Raw genomic sequence first — 17,114 nt, forward strand, 5'->3', positions numbered from 1 at the left:
TCCTCAAGGGTGTCGCGAAAGTCCCGCCTGGCCCGCGACGCCTGGCACGCACGCCTGCCGCGTTGTCGGGCTCGTCCACGTACGTCCGGTACGAGGACGACCCTCCGCCGTGCGGTCGCCAGCACCAGACGCCGCCCTCACGGGCCAACGGCGCTACCTTCGCAACATCCTTCAGTCGGCCAAATCCTTGATCGCGATCACCTTGTCGATGTGCACACGCACCAGGAGTTCACCCGGCACGCCGTTGCGTGCGCCGAACGCGTCGGCCTGCTCGGCGCCCATGTAGCGGTGGGCGATCCGGGTCGCCCAGTCCCGGACCTGCGGCAGGTCCTCGCTGATCCGGGCCTTGCCCTCGATCACGACGAACGAGAACGGCGGACGATCGTCGTCCACACAGAGGCTCACCCGGCCGTCGCGGGCCAGATTGCGGCCCTTGACGGTCTCCTTGCCGGTGTTGAAGACCACGTCGTCCCCGTCGAGGAGGAACCAGACGGGGGCGAGGTGCGGGCGTCCGTCGGCACGGACGGTGGCGAGTTTGCCGGTGCGGGTTCCGGCGCTGATGAATGCACGCCATTCGGCGTCGATCATGGTCGTCATGTCCCCATGGTGCCCGAAGGGCCCGGCAACCGGCACGAGACGCACCGACGCGCCGCAAGCGGCCGACCCAGCCGCTGGAGAGCGCTCTCCAACGCCGGCACCGGACCCGGCGGGCCTCAGCCCGAGTGCCGGATGACGAGGGTGGGCTCGAAGATGGTCGACGTGATGCGCTGCTGGGGTGTGGTGATGCGGTCGAGGAGGAGGCGGGCCATTTCGGCGGCCATCTCCTCGACGGGCTGGCGGACGGTGGTCAGGGCGGGGCGCGACGCGGTGGCCGCGCTGCTGTCGTCGAAGCCGATGACCTTGACCTCGTCGGGGACGTGCCGCCCGTGGTCGCGCAGGACGAGCAGCGCGCCCTGGGCCATCAGGTCGTTGGCGGCGAAGACGCCGTCGAGGCGGGGATGCTCCGCGAGCAGGCGTTCCATCGCCGCTTCGCCACTGTGCTGGGTGAAGTTGCCCTCCGCACACGGCACGTACGGCACGCCGTGGCGGGCCATCGCCTCCCGGAATCCGGCCAGCCGGTCCTGGCTGGCCGGCACGTCCAGCGGCCCGGAGATCGTGACCACCTCCCGGCAGCCCCGCTCCACCAGCCGGTCGGCCGCCAGCCGCGCCCCGTCCTGGTGCGCGACGTCCACATAGCTGATCGGGATCGGCCGGGCCGGCCGGGCGAACAGCACCGCCGGCACCCCCGCCTCGGTGATCTGTCCCGGCAGCGGATCGCCCGCGTGCGTGGAGACCACCATCGCCCCGTCCGCGTTGCCCTGGCGCAGGTAGGACACCACCTGGTCGCGCGCCTCGCCGGTCTCGGCCAGCATCAGCACCGGGTGCATCCCCAGCGGCCGCAGGAACCCCACCACGCCGCTGACCACACGCCCGAAGAACGGGTCCACGAAGACCTCGCTGCGCACCGCGTCGTCCGGCCCGGGCCCGCCCGCGCCCGACACCACCAGCGCGATCGCGCCGGTCCGCCGGGTCACCAGCGACCGGGCGGCGGTGTTGGGCACGTACCCGGTCGCCGCGATGGCGCGGCGGACCGTCTCCTGGATGACGGGGTCGACATTGCGGGTCCCGTTGATGACCCGGGAGACCGTCGCACGCGAGACACCCGCCACGCGGGCCACATCCTCCAGCGTGGGAGGTCCCGAAGGTGCCGGTCGGAGGACTTCGCTCATGTCGGTCTTTATAGCATGGACCGGAGAGCGCTCTCCAGGAGTCACTCCCCGGGCTTGGCAGCCTATCGAACGCCGCGCCGCGCCACTCCCGCACCGGAGCGGAAAACACGTTTCCGGATCGGGAATGCCGGGGCGGGGGGTCGCGTTGAGATGACCAGATACCGAACGACAATGACAATCATTACGTTCGATGTATCGGAGACCACCGCATCTGGAGGGATTCCCATGGCACGTAACGACGCCCGTCCGGTCATCACCCTGCGCTCGACGGCAGGTACCGGACAGAGCTACGTCACGCGCAAGAGCCGTCGCAACAACCCCGACCGCCTGGTGCTGCGCAAGTACGACCCGGCCGCCGGACAGCACGTCCTCTTCCGCGAGGAGCGCTGACCCCACGCATCACGCGCCGGCAGCACCGCGTAGCGACTCCGCCACCCGCTCCGACCACCGGAAGGTATCTCCCATGAAGTACGGCATCCACCCCGTCTCCCGTCCGGTCGTCTTCCGCGACCGCTCAGCGGACGTCGCGTTCCTGACGCGTTCGACCGTGGGCAGCGCCAAGACCGTGGAGTGGGAGGACGGCAACACCTACCCCGTCGTCGACGTCGAGACATCCTCGGCGAGCCACCCGTTCTACACGGGCACGGCCCGCGTGCTGGACACCGCCGGCCGCGTCGAGCGCTTCCAGCGCCGGTACGGCTCGTCCGCGTCCAACTGAGTTCGACGCGCGCCCGAGGGGGCGGTACCGCGGGGAGTCCCCGCGGTACCGCCCCCTCCCCCGTACCCGCCCCTACGCGCGCGGGGTCGTCCTGGCTGTCTTCTTGGCGGCTGTTCCGCCGCCCGACTTGCTCGCCGGCTTCTTCTTGGCGGCGCTGTGCGTCGCGGTCGTCTTTTTCGCGGCGGTCTTCTTGGCGGGAGCCTTCCCGGCCGGGGCCTTCTTCGCGGCGGTCTTCTTCGCGGCGGTCTTCTTCGCCGCGGTCTTCTTCGCCGCGGTCTTCTTCGCCGTGGTCTTCTTCCCGGTCGACCCCTCGCTGTCGTCGCCCTCCGGCGTCGCGGTCCGCGCCGACTTCTTGATCGGCGTGACCGTCGCGTCGGTGGCGTTGTCGGAGCGGCCGCTCCTGGCCTGGGCGACGCTCGCCTCCAGCGCGGCCATGAGGTCGACGACCTTGCCGCCACCCCCGGATCCGTCCGGCGCGGACGGTGCTTCGACACCTTCGACTTTCGCGCTGACGAGAGCCTGGACGGCTTCGGCGTAGTCATCTGTGTAATCGTCCAGGTCGGCTTCGCCGAGCGCGTTGATGAGGGTGTCGGCGAGGGTGAGTTCGGCATCGGTGATCTTCACCTTGCCGCTCGGCGCGGCCTCGGACGTCGGCTTCACCTCGTCGGGCCAGCGCAGCGTCTGCAGGATCAGCACGTCGTCCTGGGCGCGCACCAGCGCGAGGTGCTCGCTGTTGTGCATCGCGAGCTTGCCGACGGCCGCCTTGCCCGACCGCTGGAGGGCCTCGCGCATCAGGACATACGCCTTGTTGGCGGTGGCATCCGCCGGGGCGACGAAGTAGGGCGTGTCGAGCTGCAGGAAGTCGATCTTGTCGGCCTCGAGGAACCCGCTCACCTCGATGGTCTTGGCCGTGGGGAGCGGCAGCGCCTTCAGTTCGCCGTCGGAGATCTCGACCAACGTGTCGTCGGCCGTCGCGTAGGCCCTGGCGATCTCGGCCTGGGTGAGGACCTGCTCGTCGAGCGCACAGACCTTTTGCAGGCGCACCCGGCCGTGGTCGGCTGTGTGGATCTGCCGGAAGCCGAGCTTGTGGCTGCTGACGGCCGAGCCGAGTTTGACGGGTACGGCGACGAGGCCGAATGACAGGGTGCCGGTCCAGATCGATCTCATCATTTCGTCCCTAAATGTGAGAGGTTTCATACTATGCCGATCACGGAAATCGAGGGCCGCAAGCTGACCCTCTCCCACCTGGAGCGGGTCCTGTATCCGCGGACCGGCACGACCAAGGGCGAGCTGGTGCACTACTACGCCACCATCGCCCCCGTCCTGCTGCCCCATCTGCACGGTCGGCCCCTGTCGTTCCTGCGTGCTCCCGGTGGGGTGGACGACAAGTCGTTCTTCGCCAAAAGACCGCCGTCCGGTACCCCCAGCTGGGTGACGACGTCGGTCACCGAGCGCAGCAGCGGCGAGGAGATGGAGCAGGTGCAGATCAACGACCTCGCCACCCTCGTCTGGGCCGCGAACCTGTCGTGCATCGAGCTGCACGTCCCGCAGTGGCGGGCCGCCACCCCGGAGACGGCGGACCGGCTCGTGCTCGACCTGGACCCGGGTGAGGACCGCAGCGTGGTCGACTGCTGCGCCGTCGCCCTCCTGCTGCGTGCGCGGATGCGGGCCGACGGCATCGAGTCATGGGTGAAGACGTCGGGCTCCAAGGGCCTGCACCTGTACGCGCCACTGAAGGGCGCCTCCCCCGACCAGGCCGCGGCCTACGCCAAAGCGCTCGCGCAGGAGCTGGAGGCGGACCACCCCGACCAGGTGGTGTCCCGGATGACCAAGAACCTGCGGACCGAGAAGATCTTCATCGACTGGTCGCAGAACTCGGCGAAGAAGACGACGGCAGCCCCGTACACCGTCCGCGCCCGCGCCACTCCTACGGTGTCGACGCCCGTGTCGTGGGACGAGATCGAGCAGTGCGACGACCCCGCGCAGCTCTCGTTCACCCTCGCCGACGTCCCCGATCGCGTGGTCGAGCACGGAGACCTGCTGGCCCCGCTGCTGGAGCGCAAGCAGGCCGGGAAGCTGCCCTCCTGAGGGCGACACGCCGCAAGAGATGCGCCGGGCCGCTCGAACACGCAGCCTAGGGGGATGGATTCAGAAGCGCAGCAGGTCGTCGTCCACCCGCTGGAGAACGGCACACGGCGGGTGACGATAGGCGGCACCCCGGTCGGCCGCGCGTACTCGCTCGCGGACGTCGTGGAGTTCCTGCGCCGGGCCGGCCTGGACGAGGTGGAGATCGAGGACCATCCGCTCATCGACTGGCGCGGCGGCGGCCCCGAGGTGCAGGCCCGGCCCGAGTGAACCGACGCGCCGGGTGCTGAGCGGCCGGATCGCCTGGCAATCCGCGACCAACGACCGATCCGCGCGTCCCGGCCGTACGCGGTGGCTCTACCCTGATCCGGTGCGCCACTTGACCGATTCACCCGCCCCCGCCCCCGACCGTGCGACGGCCCCCGCCAGGCCGCGGACCACGGCGCGCGTGGTCACCGACGTCCTGCAGCCGCGGAACGTCCTGCTCGCCGGTCTGACCGGGGTCGGGGCCGCCGCGTCGGGTGATGTGAGCGGTGCGGCGTGGGGACTGTTCGCGGCGCTGTGCGCCGGGATCGTCCCGGCCGCGTACATCGAGTGGGAGCGCAAGCGCGGCACCTGGGGCGACCGGCATGTCGTGGACCGCACGCAGCGCGCGCCGATCTTCGCCGTCATCCTCGGCTCCATCGGGGTCGGCGCGGCGGTGATGCTCCTGGGCCACGCGCCGACCGACATCCTCATCGCGATGGTCTCGCTGTGGGCGATCACCGTCGTCCTGCTGGCCGTGAACACGGTCTGGAAGATCAGCGTGGACGCGGCCGTGGCCTCCGGCGTCGTCGCACTGCTCTGCGTGGTGGCCTCGCCCTGGTGGCTCCTCGCCTACACCCTGGTCGCCGCCGTCTGCTGGTCACGCGTCGCGCTGACCTACCACTCCGTCGCACAGACCGTGGCCGGCGCCTCGGTCGGCGCGGCGTCCGCCACGGTGTTCGTGCTGCTGTAGGAGGGCCGCCGGGAGGGGGCGCCGGTCAGAGGACCTTCACGTTCAACGCGTGCGGGCCCTTGGGGCCGTCGCCGAGCTCGTACTCCACCGCTTTGTCGTCGGCGACGGTGCCCTCGATGTTCTTGCCGTGCACGAACAGGTCATCCCCGCCGTCCGCCGGGGTGATGAAACCGAAGCCCTTGCCCGGGTTGAACCACTTGATCTTGCCGTTGAGCTTCGCCATCGCCGTACCTTCGCCTCGCTCGGATGATCCAGCCAAGTTACCCGCTCCGCCGGGGTCCCCCGCGACACGCCGACGGCGCTACGCCTGCCGGGTCCCCGATGCGTCGTATCGCTCCCGTGCGGACCGGCACCGTGGAAGGATTCCGGTCCATCGGCGCTCAGGGGGCGACATGGATGCCAACGGCAGGAACGCGCACGTCGGTTTCGACGGGGAGCAGGTGACGATCCGGCGGCCCGGACTGCTGAGCAGGCGGGTGGAGAATTTCCCGGTCGCCCAGATCGCCGGCGTCCGCTGGCGGGCCCCCAACTGGGGCGCCTACGGGAGTATCCGGTTCGTCCTGCTCCGCGGGGGCACCGGACTCGGAGGCGGCAGCTCGCGGGCCGATCCCTCGGTGACCTTCGGCAAGGAGCAGCAGGCGGAGTGCGAGGCCCTGTACAGAGCCGTCGAAGCCGCGGTCGGCCAGCGCAAGCGCACGCCCAGGACGCCCGCCGCCCCGCCGCCGGTCTCCTTGGCGGACGAGTTGGAGCGGTTGGCGGGGCTGATGAAGCGCGGCCTGCTGACGCGTCCGGAGTTCGAGAAGGCGAAGCGGAAACTGCTCCGCTGACCCGCCCCGGGAACAGCCTCGCCCCGGTCCGCGAGGGACCGGGGCGAGGCGTTCTGCGTCGTCCCTGAGATCAGGAGGCGGCGGGCACCGGTACGGCGTGCGGAGTGCACACGACGTCGTGTCCGTCGAGCTTGCCGTTGATCAGGTAGTCGTCCACCCGCTGGTTGATGCACGGGTTGACCAGGCCGGTGACGCCGTGCGAGCCGGCGCCGTTCTCCGTGATGAGCTGCGAGCCCTGCAGACGCCGGTGCATCTCGAGCGCCCCGGTGTACGGCGTGGCCGCGTCACGGGTGCTCTGCACGATGAGGACACCGGGCAGCCCGCGGTGCGACCGCACGTCGACCGGGGTCTGCTGCTTGACGCCCCAGGTGGCGCAAGGCAAGTTCATCCAGGCATTGGACCAGGTCAGGAAGGGGTACTTCTTGTGGAGCTCCGTGTTGTCACGGTCCCACTTCTTCCAGCTGGTCGGCCACTTGGTGTCGGTGCACTCCACCGCGGTGTACACCGCGGTGCCGTTCTCCGAGGTGATGTTGCCCTTGATGTCGGTCATGTCCGGCCCCGCGGCGTCGACGAGCGCCTGGGTGTCGCCCGCGCGGTACTTGCTCCACACACCGGCCACGGTCGCCCACGACGAGTCGTAGTACGCCGCACCCTGGAAGAAGCCGAGCAGCTCGGCCGGGCCGACGACCCCACCGACCGGGTTCACCTTGGCGGCGGCGCGCAGCGCCTCCCACTGCGTCTGGACCTTCGCCGGGGTGTCACCGATGTGGTAGACGGAGTCGTACTTCGCGACCCACGCCTTCCAGTCGTCCCAGCGGCCCTGGAAGGCCACGTCCTGGTCCAGGTTGTTCTGGTACCAGACCTGGTCGTCGTCCGGGTTGACCACACTGTCGATGATCATGCGGCGCACATGGGTCGGGAAGAGCGTCGCGTACACGCCACCGAGGTAGGTGCCGTAGGAGACGCCGAGGTAGTTCAGCTTCTTCTCGTGCAGGGCGGCGCGCACCACGTCGATGTCACGGGCCGTGTTGGCCGTCGTCATCTGCGAGAGCATCTGCGCGCCGGTGCGCTCCAGGCAGCCCTTGGCGTAGTCGGCGGCGAGCTTGCGCTGCGCGTCCTTGTCCGCCTTGCTGTCGGGCACCGGGTCGGCCTTGGGGGCCTTCACGTACTCCTGCGGGTCCTGGCAGGAGATCGGCGCCGAGTGGCCGACGCCGCGCGGGTCGAAGCCCACGAAGTCGTACGCCTTGGCGGTGTTCACCCACAGCGCCGACTTGTTGACCGACCTGAGCGGGAAGCGCATGCCCGAACCGCCGGGGCCGCCGGGGTTGTAGAGCAGTGCGCCCTGGCGCTCGGCCGGGGTGCCGGTGCTGGCGGCCCGGTCGACCGCGATCTTGATGGTCTTGCCGAACGGCTTGGCGTAGTCCACCGGAACGGTGACGTAGCCGCATTGAACGGGGGCCGGGAAGCCCCAGTCGGCCGGACACGCGGCCCAGTCGACGCTTTTTTCGGCCGCACGGGCGGCCGCTATCTGCACGCCGAAGGACTCGGCGAGTCCGCTCGGCTGATGCCGGCCGGTGGGCCGCTTGTCCCCGGCGGTGGCCGCCGGAGCGGCGGCTATGGCGCCGGCGATGAGAGCGCCGGTGGAGACGAGCACGACAGTGCGTCTCATTCAGTTCCTCCCCCTACTGACCCGCGACTTGTGGCCACGGTGATCACAGAGATTCGAATGGATCCTTCCTGCTGTGAGGTAGCCATGAACAGGTCACACCGGCGATTCTTTACCAATACGTGACACGGCGTGCGACGCGGCGGCCTCAGCGAGCCCGCGGATGTACAGGTGTGGCACGGTGCCGTCGCCGGCCAGCTCCGGTTGGAAGAGCGTGGCCAGGAAGAAGGGATGGTCCGGCAGTTCGGCGATGTTCGGCCGGCCCTCGGCGTCCATTCCGGTGAACCGCATCCCGTGCTCCTGCAGGAGCGGCAGCAGTTCGGCCACCGGGCCGTAGTCGCAGTGGAACCGCTCCTGGGTCTCCCGGCTGCCGAGCAGCCGCTCGGCGAGCGAGCCGGGCGTGGTGTGGATCGTCCCCTCATGGCCCACCAGAGAGCACGCGAGCGGTGCGATGAGCAGGTCGCCGTCCCCTTCGGGGCTGTTCTCGGCGTGCCGGGCGTCGCCGAGGCCGCACACGGTGCGGGCGAACTCCAGCAGCGCGTGCTGGAAACCACCGCAGGTGCCGAGGAACGGGATGCCGTTCTCGCGGGCGGTCCGGACGGCCGCCAGCGCGCCCGCCTCGCTGCGGTACGGACTGCCCGGCAGCAGCCAGACGGCGTCGAAGGCCGCCACCGCGCCGGGCCGGGCGGCCTCCTCCGTCGGGATCCAGTACGCGTCGGCCAGCAGCCCGTGGCGCTCCCGCAACGCCTCCAGCAGGATTGGGATCCGCTGATGGGACCGGACGGACGGGGAGCGGTCGCCGACGAGGGCGATCCGGGGGGCGGGGTGCGGCGCGCGGACGGTGGCGGCCGCCGATTCGGTGGTCATGGCGTTCATCCTGCGACCGACCCCTGCATCACGTCCAACGATGAAGAGTTGTCGCCGCATCAGCAATACTGATGTGCATGGATCCGCATCTGCTGCGCACGTTCACGGCGGTCGTCCGGCTCGCGTCGTTCTCCGCCGCGGCACGCGAACTGGGCTACACCCAGTCCGCCGTCTCGCAGCACATCGCCGCCCTGGAGAGCGACCTCGGGGTGGAACTGCTGGGCCGCCGGCCGGTGGCACCCACCGAGGCGGGCAGCCGGCTGCTGGAACACGCCGGACCGCTGCTGCTGCGGATCGGCGCGGCCCGCGCCGAGGTGGTGCGGGCCGCGCGCTCCCCCGCCACGCGTCTGGTGCTCGGCGCCTCACCGCTGGCGTTCGGCGACCGAACGGCCGTGGCGCTCGCCGAGATCCGGGCGGCGGCGCCGCGCACCGACGTGACCGTACGGCTGCTGGAGCGCGCAGCGGTCGTCGCCGCGGTGGCCTGCGGCGACCTCGACCTCGGTCTGGTGGACGGCGCGGCGGCGCCCAGCGACCCGCTGCGGCTGCCCGACGCCGGGCCGCTGCACACGGCCGGCGTCGGCGAGGAGCCGCTGGCCGTCGTCCTGCCGGCCGGCCATCCGCTGGCCGGCCGGGACGGCCTGCGGCTGACCGACCTGATCGACGCGCTCTGGCTGGACGCCCCGGGCGCGGCGATCCCGCTCGCTGAACTGCGCGCGGCATGCGGCAACGGCTTCCGCACGGGGCCGCGTTACGACGGCACGGACGTACGGGCCGTGCTCGCCCTGGCGCGGGCCGGGCACGGGCTGGCGCTGCTGCCTGCCTCGGCCGCCGGGGCCGGCGCGGTACCGCTGTCCGCTCCGCGGCTGGTGCACCGTACGGAGGCGCTGCACCGCGGCGACCCGGGCCGGACGGCCGTGCTGCTGACGGAGCTGCTCAGCGCGTCCCGGTGACGGAGCGAGCGCGCCGCACGGCGGTCAGCTCCACCCGTAGCGTTCCGTCAGCCGTCCCACCACGCGGTCGAAGCGCGGGCGGTCCAGTGCGCAGGCCTCCCGGCGCATCCCGTCGGGGTGCACACGCAGCACGCGATCGAGGTCGACCCAGGACTCGCGGCCGGCGGCATCCCACGGACCGGTGCCGATCGGTACCCATTCGCGGTCCTCGTCGTGGCGCTTGCTGGACAGCTGGACCGCCAGCAGCGTGCCGGCCACCTCGCGGGCCACGACCAGCACTGGTCGGTCCTTGCCGCGGCCGTCGTTCTCCTCGAACGGCACCCAGGTCCAGACGATCTCGCCGGGGTCCGGGTCGCCGTCGCGGTCGGGCGCGTATGTCGTGCGGACCGGCCCGACCTCGTGGGGCTGCGCCTCGCGCGTCGCGGTCGGTCCTGCGCGGCCGGGGGACGGGGCCGATGCGGCTGCGTCGTTGATCGAAGTGCTCATCGGGCCACGCTAGCGCCGGCTTGTGATCGCGGCGCTCGCCGGGTGGTGGGCACCGCCGGCGTCGCGCGCGCCGTCGACGGGCGGCGTCATCGCGTCGAGCAGCCGGCGCAGGCGCAGCGCATCAGGTGCCACGGCCGTGACCAGGACAGCGGGACCGGCGAGCGGGGTGCGGACGGCCTGGCCGCCGTCGGGGTCGCCGGCGAGGACCACGGCCGACGGATCCTGGATGAAATCCGGCGAGACGACGAGGAGTTGGCCGACGGCGCGGTACCGGTCCAGGACCGCGGGACCGTCCCAGCCCGGGACGCCGGGCCCGAACGACAGCTCCTGGTCCAGCAGGCACTCTCCGGCACACCGCACGGTCAGACGGGCGCTGAGCCGGCCCGGCCGCTCCCCCGCGCGGCCGAGGACCTGCTCGTCGCGGTAGACGAACCGGGCCCCTGCGGCGAGTTCGACCCGCGTCGTCATCCGCAGGTCGCTGCCCGCCGCCACGATGAGCTGTTCGGGCAGCCAGCGCAGTACCGCGTCCTGCCCGACGCCCAGCCGCACGTCGTACGTGGCGGGTTCGCCGGACGCGCCCGGCAGCGAGATGGTCGCGGCGGCGCTGATCACCGTCAGGTGGGCGCCCGCGCCCACCTCGGCGGACAGCTCCAGCCGGTCGCCGCCCAGCGGGGCGCTCATCGCGCCGATGACCGTGACCTGCGCGCCCCGACCGGTGGCGCGGGTACGGCGCAGCGCGAACGGACCCTGGCCGGCGAGCACCGGCAGCGCCGTCCCGCCGCGCCCGTCGGCGGCGGCCACGATGCGGGCGGCGGCGCGCACTCCGGCGGCGACGGCGGGGGTCATGCCGGGACCGCGGTCCAGGCGGCGAGCCGCTCGCGGATCCAGCCGGCGACCGGGGCGATGCCGTTCTCGGCGGTCAGCGCGGTGAAGACCACCGGTAGCTCGCCGCGCTGGGTCCTGGCGTCACGGGCCATGACGGCGAGGTCCGCGCCCACCAGTGGGGCGAGGTCCGTCTTGTTGATGACCAACAGGTCGGAGGTGGTCACGCCGGGTCCGCCCTTGCGCGGGATCTTGTCGCCGCCCGCGACGTCGATGACGAAGATCTGCGCGTCGACCAGTCCCTTGGAGAACGTGGCCGTGAGGTTGTCGCCACCCGACTCGACCAGGATCAGGTCCAGGGGCCCGACCGCGTCCTCCAGGTCCTCGACGGCTTCGAGGTTGGCGGAGATGTCGTCGCGGATCGCGGTGTGCGGGCAGGCGCCGGTCTCCACCGCGCTGATGCGTTCGGGCGGCAGGACGGCGTTGCGCAGCAGGAACTCCGCGTCCTCGCGGGTGTAGATGTCGTTGGTGACCACCGCGATCGACAGCTCGTCGCGCAGCAGGCGGCAGAGCGCGGCCACGGTGGCGGTCTTGCCGGAGCCGACCGGTCCGCCGAGGCCCACCCGCAGGGCCCGGCGGCTGCCGTCGGGACGCTGGGCGGGGATGCCGTAGGCGTAGCGCTCGGGGTAGGTGTCCGGGTGGTCGAGGTGCATGGTCGGCTCCGGGGTCGGATCGGGCGGTGGCAGGGGGGTTGCGCCTGTGCCTCGGCGTCAGGAGGCGAAGAGGCGGACGGGCCAGGCCGCGTGTTGCTCCGCGTGCAGGTCGAGCAGCGGGGCGGACGCGGCGGGCAGGGTGGGGATCCCCTCCGTCGCGGCGCGGGCGGCGGCCAGCGCGGCCCGCTCGGCGACGGCGTCGAGCTCGGGGGCGAGGCGGGCCAGGACGGCGCCCACGGCGAAGGGGTCGAGGCCGAGCAGCCGGACGGCCGCGGTGGTCGGGCCCGTGACGCATTCGTAGACGGCCGCGTGCGCCGCGTCGAGCGGCGCGAGGCCGGCGGCGCGGGCGGTGACGCCGAGCACGATGGGGTGGTGGGCGCCGCGCGGGCGGGCGGCGGCGAGCAGGTCGAGTTCCGCGGCGGGCCAGGCGGCCCGTGCGGCACGCATCAGTTGCCGGCCGAGTTTGCGGGCGGTGGCGCGCAGCGCCGGTGACGGGGTGCGGGCGTCGGCCGCGGCGTCGAGCAGCAGCGGATCGAGGCCGGTAGCGGCCGCCGCGGCGAGAGCGGCGGCCACGAGCCCGGTGGTGTGCAGCCGGCCCCGGCAGAAGGCGGCGAGGGTGGCGGGGTCACGGATGAGGCCGCCGGTGACGGCGGCCTCGCCGCCTCCGGAGTGGGCGTGGCCGCCGGCCGGGAACCGTCCGTCGGCGAGCATCAGCAGCGCGGCCCTCGTGCTTCCTGTGGCGCTCGGCGTCATCAGAAGAGGAAGTAGCGTTGGGCCATGGGCAGTTCGGCCGCCGGGGCCGGTTCGACGACCTCGCCGTCGATGCGCACGGTGAAGGTGTCGGGATCGACCTCGACGCGCGGCAGGGCGTCGTTCTCCCGCATGTCGGCCTTGGTCAGCGCCCGGGTGCTGTGGATCGGCAGGAAGCGTTTGCCCAGGCCGAGCCGGTCCGGGAGGCCGTCGTCGAGCGCGGTCCGCGTGGCGAAGTTGAAGGAGTTGGCGGCCGGTGCGCTTCCGACGGCGCCGAACATCGGCCGGGGCAGCACCGGTTGCGGGGTGGGGATGGAGGCGTTGGCGTCGCCCATCTGCGCGTAGGCGATCTGGCCGCCCTTGATGACGAGCAGCGGTTTGACGCCGAAGAACGCCGGCTCCCACAGGACGAGGTCGGCGAGCTTTCCCGTCTCGACCGAGCCGATCTCCCGGTCCAGGCCCTGCGCGACCGCCGGGTTGATGGTGTATTTGGCGACATAGCGACGTGCCCGGTGGTTGTCCGCGCGCCCGTCCCCGGGCAGCGATCCACGGCGCTTCTTCATCACGTGCGCGGTCTGCCAGGTCCGCAGCACGACCTCGCCGATCCGTCCCATGGCCTGGGAGTCGGAGCTGATGATGCTGATAGCGCCGAGGTCGTGCAGGAAGTCCTCGGCGGCGATGGTCGAGGGCCGGATGCGCGACTCGGCGAAGGCGAGGTCCTCGGGGACGGCCGGGTTGAGGTGGTGGCAGACCATCAGCATGTCGAGGTGCTCGTCGACGGTGTTGACGGTGTGCGGGCGGGTGGGATTGGTCGAGGACGGCAGGACATGGGGCTGGGAGACCACGGTGATGATGTCGGGTGCGTGCCCGCCGCCCGCGCCTTCGGTGTGGTAGGTGTGGATGCCACGGCCGGCGATGGCGGCGAGGGTGTCCTCGACGAAGCCGGCCTCGTTCAGGGTGTCGGTGTGGATGGCGAGTTGGGCGCCGGTGGCGTCGCAGACCGTCAGGCAGGCGTCGATGGCGGCCGGGGTCGCCCCCCAGTCCTCGTGGATCTTGAATCCGACCGCTCCACCGCGCAGTTGGCTGTACATCGCCTCGGACGACACGGTGTTGCCCTTGCCGAGCAGCCCGATGTTGACCGGGTACGCCTCCAGCGCCGCGAACATCCGGGCCAGGTGCCAGGGCCCGGGGGTGATGGTGGTGGCCTTGGTGCCCTCGGCGGGGCCGGTGCCGCCGCCGACGAGGGTCGTCACACCCGAGGACAGGGCCTGGTCGACGAGAGTCGGCGAGATGAAGTGGACGTGCGCGTCGACGGCTCCGGCGGTGAGGATCCTGCCGTTGCCCGCGATGATCTCGGTCTCGGGTCCGATGACGAGGTCCGGGTGCACGCCGTCCATCGTCTCGGGGTTCCCGGCCTTGCCGATCGCGGCGATCCGGCCGTCCCTGATCCCGATGTCCGCCTTGACGACGCCCCAGTGGTCCAGGACGACCGCGCCGGTGATGACGGTGTCGGGAGCGCCTTCCGCGCGGGTGGTCCGGGACTGGCCCATGGACTCGCGGATCACCTTGCCGCCGCCGAAGACCGCCTCGTCACCGGATCCGGCAGGGCCGCCGGACAGGTCGCGCTCGATCTCGATCAGCAGGTCCGTGTCAGCGAGCCGGATCCGGTCGCCGGCCGTCGGGCCGAACAGGTCGGCGTATACGGCGCGGGTGAGTTCAGTCATCGAGGGCTCCCGCGATCTCGCCGCGCAGTCCGGCGACCACCCGCGCACCGCCGAGGGGGACCAGTTCCACGGCGACCGGGATACCGGGCTCGAAGCGCACGGCGGTGCCGGCGGCGATCGACAGCCGCAGGCCGCGGGCTGCCGCGCGGTCGAAGTCGAGGCCGGGGTTGGCCTCGGCGAAGTGGTAGTGGGAGCCGACCTGGACCGGGCGGTCTGCGGTGTTGAGCACCGCCAGCCGGGTGACGGGCCGTCCCGCGTTGAGCGGCACGGGCTCGTCCGCGAGGAGGATCTCTCCGGGGATCATCGGGGGCGCCTCCTGCTCAGACGATCGGGTCGTGCACGGTGACGAGCTTGGTCCCGTCCGGGAAGGTGGCCTCCACCTGCACGTCCGGGATCATCTCCGGGATGCCGTCCATGACGTCGGCCCGACTCAGCACGGTGCGGCCCGAGTCCATCAGCTGTGCGACGGTGCGGCCGTCGCGGGCGCCTTCGAGGACGTGCGCGGTGATCAGCGCGACGGCCTCGGGGTGGTTGAGCCGCAGACCGCGCGCGCGGCGCCGGTCCGCCACGTCGGCGGCGACGTGGACGAGCAGGCGTTCCTGCTCATGGGGGGTCAGTTGCACGGCCAACACCTCACAGACGATCGGGTGCGGAAGGCTAGTTCGACGGCGTTACGCCCGCGTTAACGCACGTTACGCGCGGTGACTCCGGTCGTGGCGGCCGACGCGTCGCGGGAGAACCGCGAGGACCACGGCCCTGCGCCGTCTTTGCGGGTCCTTTGCATCGGCTTTGCCTGGCTTCGTCCGTTCACCGGAACTTCCTGTCCGGTTATCGCCCTTGACGCCCCGTCCGGGACGGCCGGATCATCATGTCCGCATCAAAGAGACTTCTGGCCAGAAGACGCTCCCGCGCGCCGTGGTCGACGCCACGGCGTGCCTCGTTTGTTCCGCGCCCCCACCACGGAAAACGGAGCACCACGTGTCCACAAGACTGACGCTGCGCCATGCCCTGACCGCCATCGGCGCGGCCACCGCGCTCTCCGCGGCCCTCGTCGGCGCGTCGCCCGCGGCCACAGCCGCGGCCCCGGCCGCCCCTGCGCCGACCGTCGCCGCCGCACCGGACATCCCGGTCGCCAACGTCAAGGCGCACCTGTCCCAACTGCAGTCCATCGCCACCGCCAACAGCGGTAACCGCGCCCACGGGCGTCCCGGCTACAAGGCCTCCGTCGACTACGTCAAGGGCAAGCTGGACGCGGCCGGATACACCACCACGCTCCAGCAGTTCACCAGCAGCGGCGCCACCGGCTGGAACCTGATAGCCGACTGGCCGGGCGGCGACGCCAACCACGTGGTGATGAGCGGCGCGCACCTGGACTCCGTCACCGCCGGCCCCGGCATCAACGACGACGGGTCCGGAACCGCCGGCACCCTGGAGGTCGCCCTCGCCGTCTCGCGCGCCGGCCTGCAGCCCACCAAGCACCTGCGCTTCGGCTGGTTCGGCGCGGAGGAGCTGGGGATGATCGGCTCCAAGTACTACGTCAACAACCTGCCGTCCGCCGAGCGGTCGAAGATCGACGCCTACCTCAACTTCGACATGATCGGCTCGCCCAACCCCGGGTACTTCGTCTACGACGACAACGCCCCGCTCGAGACGGTCTTCAAGGACTTCTTCGCCACCAAGGGCATCCCGACCGAGATCGAGACCGAGGGCGACGGCCGGTCCGACCACGCCCCCTTCAAGAGCGCCGGTGTGCCGGTCGGCGGGCTCTTCAGCGGCGCGGACTACATCAAGACCGCCGCACAGGCGCAGAAGTGGGGCGGCACCTCGGGCCAGGCGTTCGACGCCTGCTACCACCGCTCCTGCGACACCTACGCCAACCTCAACGACAGCGCGCTGGACAACAACAGTGACGCGATCGCGTACGCCGTCTGGAACCTGAGCACCGGGACCACGACACCGCCGAGCGGCACGGTCTTCGAGAACACCGCGGACGTCACCATCCCGGACGCGGGCGCGGCGGTCACCTCGTCGGTCACCGTCAGCGGCGTCGCGGGCAACGCGCCCAGCGCCCTGCAGGTGGGTGTCAACATCGTCCACACCTACCGCGGCGACCTCGTCATCGACCTGGTCGCCCCCGACGGGAGCACCTACCGCCTGAAGAACTCCAGCGGCTCGGACTCGGCCGACAACGTGAACACCACGTACACGGTCAACGCGTCCAGCGAGGTCGCCAACGGCGTCTGGAAGCTCAAGGTGCAGGACGTCGCCAGTGCCGACACCGGCTACCTCAACAGCTGGAAGCTGACGTTCTGACACCCTGAGCGCTCCGAACGCATCGAACGTCCCCAACGCATCGAACGCCCCGAACGCTCCGAACGCTCCGAACGCACGACATCCGACCGTCTCACTCGCGGCCCGGACGCCGATCCCCGGCGTCCGGGCCGCGGTGTTCGGCGGCGATGCCGAAGCGGCGGCGTTCGCCCGTGGCGGACGCCCCGGAGCGGAACGAGGAGACCGTGCTGATCACCGACTCCTCGGTCGCCGCATCAAGATCGCGCAGTCGCTGCAGGTCAGCGGCGGACACCAGCGCGACGAGCGGCTTGCCGTGGCGCGTCAGCACCACCTGTTCACCGCCGTAGACAACGCGGTTGATGAGTTCCGCGAGCTCCGCACGTGCTTGTGTCACCGGGACTTCATGGGCCATGCTCCCCATCATATCGAGATGTACGTCCTGTACATT

General features: G+C 71.5%; 22 protein-coding genes. 8 read left to right on the forward strand and 14 right to left on the reverse strand.

Going from position 1 to position 17,114, the window contains the following annotated elements:
- Positions 1 to 171 precede the first annotated feature (171 nt).
- Together M2266_RS02670 and M2266_RS02675 are read right to left on the reverse strand one after the other, a co-directional pair.
- Positions 172 to 588, reverse strand: a complete 417-nt coding sequence (locus M2266_RS02670; RefSeq protein WP_277441044.1) for a PPOX class F420-dependent oxidoreductase — start codon at positions 586 to 588, stop codon at positions 172 to 174.
- Positions 589 to 713: 125 nt separating this feature from the next.
- Entirely contained in the window at positions 714 to 1,769 is a 1,056-nt protein-coding gene (locus M2266_RS02675) for a LacI family DNA-binding transcriptional regulator (RefSeq protein WP_277436625.1), read from the reverse strand.
- Positions 1,770 to 1,994: 225 nt separating this feature from the next.
- Here M2266_RS02675 and rpmG point away from each other — a divergent pair, with 225 nt between their 5' ends.
- Together rpmG and M2266_RS02685 are read left to right on the forward strand one after the other, a co-directional pair.
- Positions 1,995 to 2,159 (forward strand): 50S ribosomal protein L33, encoded by a 165-nt coding sequence (gene rpmG, locus M2266_RS02680; RefSeq protein ID WP_277436626.1) that lies wholly within the window; start codon positions 1,995 to 1,997, stop codon positions 2,157 to 2,159.
- A gap of 73 nt (positions 2,160 to 2,232) precedes the next feature.
- A complete protein-coding gene (locus M2266_RS02685; RefSeq protein ID WP_277436627.1) occupies positions 2,233 to 2,487 on the forward strand; it encodes a type B 50S ribosomal protein L31 in 255 nt (84 codons plus the stop codon).
- 72 nt (positions 2,488 to 2,559) lie between these two features.
- On the opposite strand, the gene M2266_RS02690 is transcribed toward M2266_RS02685, so the two are convergent.
- Positions 2,560 to 3,654 (reverse strand): Ku protein, encoded by a 1,095-nt coding sequence (locus M2266_RS02690; RefSeq protein WP_277436628.1) that lies wholly within the window; start codon positions 3,652 to 3,654, stop codon positions 2,560 to 2,562.
- 33 nt (positions 3,655 to 3,687) lie between these two features.
- Here M2266_RS02690 and ligD point away from each other — a divergent pair, with 33 nt between their 5' ends.
- The 3 genes from ligD to M2266_RS02705 all read left to right on the forward strand — a co-directional run bounded on the left by ligD (position 3,688) and on the right by M2266_RS02705 (position 5,569).
- Positions 3,688 to 4,575, forward strand: a complete 888-nt coding sequence (gene ligD, locus M2266_RS02695) for a non-homologous end-joining DNA ligase (RefSeq protein WP_277436629.1) — start codon at positions 3,688 to 3,690, stop codon at positions 4,573 to 4,575.
- A gap of 54 nt (positions 4,576 to 4,629) precedes the next feature.
- Positions 4,630 to 4,842 carry a hypothetical protein gene (locus M2266_RS02700; protein WP_277436630.1) on the forward strand — a complete coding sequence of 71 codons (213 nt, stop codon included), beginning with the start codon at positions 4,630 to 4,632 and terminating at the stop codon, positions 4,840 to 4,842.
- Positions 4,843 to 4,951: 109 nt separating this feature from the next.
- Positions 4,952 to 5,569, forward strand: coding sequence for a hypothetical protein (locus tag M2266_RS02705; RefSeq protein WP_277441045.1), 618 nt, complete (start codon positions 4,952 to 4,954; stop codon positions 5,567 to 5,569).
- Between the two features lie 25 nt (positions 5,570 to 5,594).
- Here M2266_RS02705 and M2266_RS02710 read toward each other — a convergent pair whose 3' ends face one another.
- A complete protein-coding gene (locus M2266_RS02710; RefSeq protein ID WP_269276426.1) occupies positions 5,595 to 5,792 on the reverse strand; it encodes a cold shock domain-containing protein in 198 nt (65 codons plus the stop codon).
- A gap of 169 nt (positions 5,793 to 5,961) precedes the next feature.
- On the opposite strand from M2266_RS02710, the gene M2266_RS02715 reads away from it, so the two are divergent.
- Positions 5,962 to 6,396 carry a DUF4429 domain-containing protein gene (locus M2266_RS02715; protein ID WP_277436631.1) on the forward strand — a complete coding sequence of 145 codons (435 nt, stop codon included), beginning with the start codon at positions 5,962 to 5,964 and terminating at the stop codon, positions 6,394 to 6,396.
- Positions 6,397 to 6,466: 70 nt separating this feature from the next.
- On the opposite strand, the gene M2266_RS02720 is transcribed toward M2266_RS02715, so the two are convergent.
- Both M2266_RS02720 and M2266_RS02725 read right to left on the reverse strand, forming a co-directional pair.
- Entirely contained in the window at positions 6,467 to 8,065 is a 1,599-nt protein-coding gene (locus tag M2266_RS02720; RefSeq protein ID WP_277436632.1) for an alpha/beta hydrolase, read from the reverse strand.
- 93 nt (positions 8,066 to 8,158) lie between these two features.
- Positions 8,159 to 8,929 carry a hypothetical protein gene (locus M2266_RS02725; protein ID WP_277436633.1) on the reverse strand — a complete coding sequence of 257 codons (771 nt, stop codon included), beginning with the start codon at positions 8,927 to 8,929 and terminating at the stop codon, positions 8,159 to 8,161.
- Between the two features lie 77 nt (positions 8,930 to 9,006).
- Here M2266_RS02725 and M2266_RS02730 point away from each other — a divergent pair, with 77 nt between their 5' ends.
- Complete coding sequence (locus M2266_RS02730) at positions 9,007 to 9,879, forward strand: LysR family transcriptional regulator (RefSeq protein WP_277436634.1); 873 nt, start codon at positions 9,007 to 9,009, stop codon at positions 9,877 to 9,879.
- Positions 9,880 to 9,903: 24 nt separating this feature from the next.
- Here M2266_RS02730 and M2266_RS02735 read toward each other — a convergent pair whose 3' ends face one another.
- The 7 genes from M2266_RS02735 to M2266_RS02765 are packed head-to-tail and all read right to left on the reverse strand — an operon-like array spanning position 9,904 to position 14,997.
- Positions 9,904 to 10,365: a type II toxin-antitoxin system PemK/MazF family toxin gene (locus tag M2266_RS02735; protein ID WP_277436635.1), complete on the reverse strand. Its 462-nt coding sequence runs from the start codon at positions 10,363 to 10,365 to the stop codon at positions 9,904 to 9,906.
- Positions 10,366 to 10,374: 9 nt separating this feature from the next.
- Positions 10,375 to 11,211, reverse strand: coding sequence for an urease accessory protein UreD (locus tag M2266_RS02740; protein ID WP_277436636.1), 837 nt, complete (start codon positions 11,209 to 11,211; stop codon positions 10,375 to 10,377).
- Positions 11,208 to 11,900 carry an urease accessory protein UreG gene (ureG, locus tag M2266_RS02745; RefSeq protein ID WP_277436637.1) on the reverse strand — a complete coding sequence of 231 codons (693 nt, stop codon included), beginning with the start codon at positions 11,898 to 11,900 and terminating at the stop codon, positions 11,208 to 11,210. Before ureG ends, M2266_RS02740 begins: the two co-directional genes overlap by 4 nt.
- A 57-nt stretch (positions 11,901 to 11,957) precedes the next feature.
- Complete coding sequence (locus M2266_RS02750) at positions 11,958 to 12,653, reverse strand: urease accessory UreF family protein (protein ID WP_277436638.1); 696 nt, start codon at positions 12,651 to 12,653, stop codon at positions 11,958 to 11,960.
- Complete coding sequence (locus M2266_RS02755) at positions 12,653 to 14,374, reverse strand: urease subunit alpha (protein WP_277436639.1); 1,722 nt, start codon at positions 14,372 to 14,374, stop codon at positions 12,653 to 12,655. The genes M2266_RS02750 and M2266_RS02755 overlap by 1 nt, the downstream gene beginning before the upstream one ends.
- On the reverse strand, positions 14,367 to 14,678 hold the full coding sequence (locus M2266_RS02760; protein ID WP_277436640.1) for an urease subunit beta: 312 nt from the start codon (positions 14,676 to 14,678) through the stop codon (positions 14,367 to 14,369). Before M2266_RS02760 ends, M2266_RS02755 begins: the two co-directional genes overlap by 8 nt.
- 16 nt (positions 14,679 to 14,694) lie before the next feature.
- Positions 14,695 to 14,997, reverse strand: a complete 303-nt coding sequence (locus M2266_RS02765) for an urease subunit gamma (RefSeq protein ID WP_277436641.1) — start codon at positions 14,995 to 14,997, stop codon at positions 14,695 to 14,697.
- A gap of 385 nt (positions 14,998 to 15,382) precedes the next feature.
- On the opposite strand from M2266_RS02765, the gene M2266_RS02770 reads away from it, so the two are divergent.
- Entirely contained in the window at positions 15,383 to 16,687 is a 1,305-nt protein-coding gene (locus M2266_RS02770; protein ID WP_277441046.1) for a M28 family metallopeptidase, read from the forward strand.
- Between the two features lie 91 nt (positions 16,688 to 16,778).
- Here the strand turns inward: M2266_RS02770 and M2266_RS02775 are convergent, their stop codons facing one another.
- On the reverse strand, positions 16,779 to 17,078 hold the full coding sequence (locus M2266_RS02775) for a type II toxin-antitoxin system Phd/YefM family antitoxin (protein WP_277436642.1): 300 nt from the start codon (positions 17,076 to 17,078) through the stop codon (positions 16,779 to 16,781).
- Positions 17,079 to 17,114 lie beyond the last annotated feature (36 nt).

The sequence above is a fragment of the Streptomyces sp. SPB162 genome, assembly GCF_029504575.1.
Classification (GTDB): Bacteria; Actinomycetota; Actinomycetes; order Streptomycetales; family Streptomycetaceae; genus Actinacidiphila.

Excerpts from the sequence above, each read along its gene's own strand:
- M2266_RS02670 (WP_277441044.1), bottom strand. The coding sequence starts at position 588 with ATGATCGACGCCGAATGGCGTGCATTCATCAGCGCCGGAACCCGCACC.
- M2266_RS02675 (WP_277436625.1), bottom strand. The coding sequence starts at position 1,769 with ATGAGCGAAGTCCTCCGACCGGCACCTTCGGGACCTCCCACGCTGGAG.
- rpmG (WP_277436626.1), top strand. The coding sequence starts at position 1,995 with ATGGCACGTAACGACGCCCGTCCGGTCATCACCCTGCGCTCGACGGCA.
- M2266_RS02685 (WP_277436627.1), top strand. The coding sequence starts at position 2,233 with ATGAAGTACGGCATCCACCCCGTCTCCCGTCCGGTCGTCTTCCGCGAC.
- M2266_RS02690 (WP_277436628.1), bottom strand. The coding sequence starts at position 3,654 with ATGAGATCGATCTGGACCGGCACCCTGTCATTCGGCCTCGTCGCCGTA.
- ligD (WP_277436629.1), top strand. The coding sequence starts at position 3,688 with ATGCCGATCACGGAAATCGAGGGCCGCAAGCTGACCCTCTCCCACCTG.
- M2266_RS02700 (WP_277436630.1), top strand. The coding sequence starts at position 4,630 with ATGGATTCAGAAGCGCAGCAGGTCGTCGTCCACCCGCTGGAGAACGGC.
- M2266_RS02710 (WP_269276426.1), bottom strand. The coding sequence starts at position 5,792 with ATGGCGAAGCTCAACGGCAAGATCAAGTGGTTCAACCCGGGCAAGGGC.
- M2266_RS02715 (WP_277436631.1), top strand. The coding sequence starts at position 5,962 with ATGGATGCCAACGGCAGGAACGCGCACGTCGGTTTCGACGGGGAGCAG.
- M2266_RS02720 (WP_277436632.1), bottom strand. The coding sequence starts at position 8,065 with ATGAGACGCACTGTCGTGCTCGTCTCCACCGGCGCTCTCATCGCCGGC.
- M2266_RS02725 (WP_277436633.1), bottom strand. The coding sequence starts at position 8,929 with ATGACCACCGAATCGGCGGCCGCCACCGTCCGCGCGCCGCACCCCGCC.
- M2266_RS02730 (WP_277436634.1), top strand. The coding sequence starts at position 9,007 with ATGGATCCGCATCTGCTGCGCACGTTCACGGCGGTCGTCCGGCTCGCG.
- M2266_RS02735 (WP_277436635.1), bottom strand. The coding sequence starts at position 10,365 with ATGAGCACTTCGATCAACGACGCAGCCGCATCGGCCCCGTCCCCCGGC.
- M2266_RS02740 (WP_277436636.1), bottom strand. The coding sequence starts at position 11,211 with ATGACCCCCGCCGTCGCCGCCGGAGTGCGCGCCGCCGCCCGCATCGTG.
- ureG (WP_277436637.1), bottom strand. The coding sequence starts at position 11,900 with ATGCACCTCGACCACCCGGACACCTACCCCGAGCGCTACGCCTACGGC.
- M2266_RS02750 (WP_277436638.1), bottom strand. The coding sequence starts at position 12,653 with ATGACGCCGAGCGCCACAGGAAGCACGAGGGCCGCGCTGCTGATGCTC.
- M2266_RS02755 (WP_277436639.1), bottom strand. The coding sequence starts at position 14,374 with ATGACTGAACTCACCCGCGCCGTATACGCCGACCTGTTCGGCCCGACG.
- M2266_RS02760 (WP_277436640.1), bottom strand. The coding sequence starts at position 14,678 with ATGATCCCCGGAGAGATCCTCCTCGCGGACGAGCCCGTGCCGCTCAAC.
- M2266_RS02775 (WP_277436642.1), bottom strand. The coding sequence starts at position 17,078 with ATGGCCCATGAAGTCCCGGTGACACAAGCACGTGCGGAGCTCGCGGAA.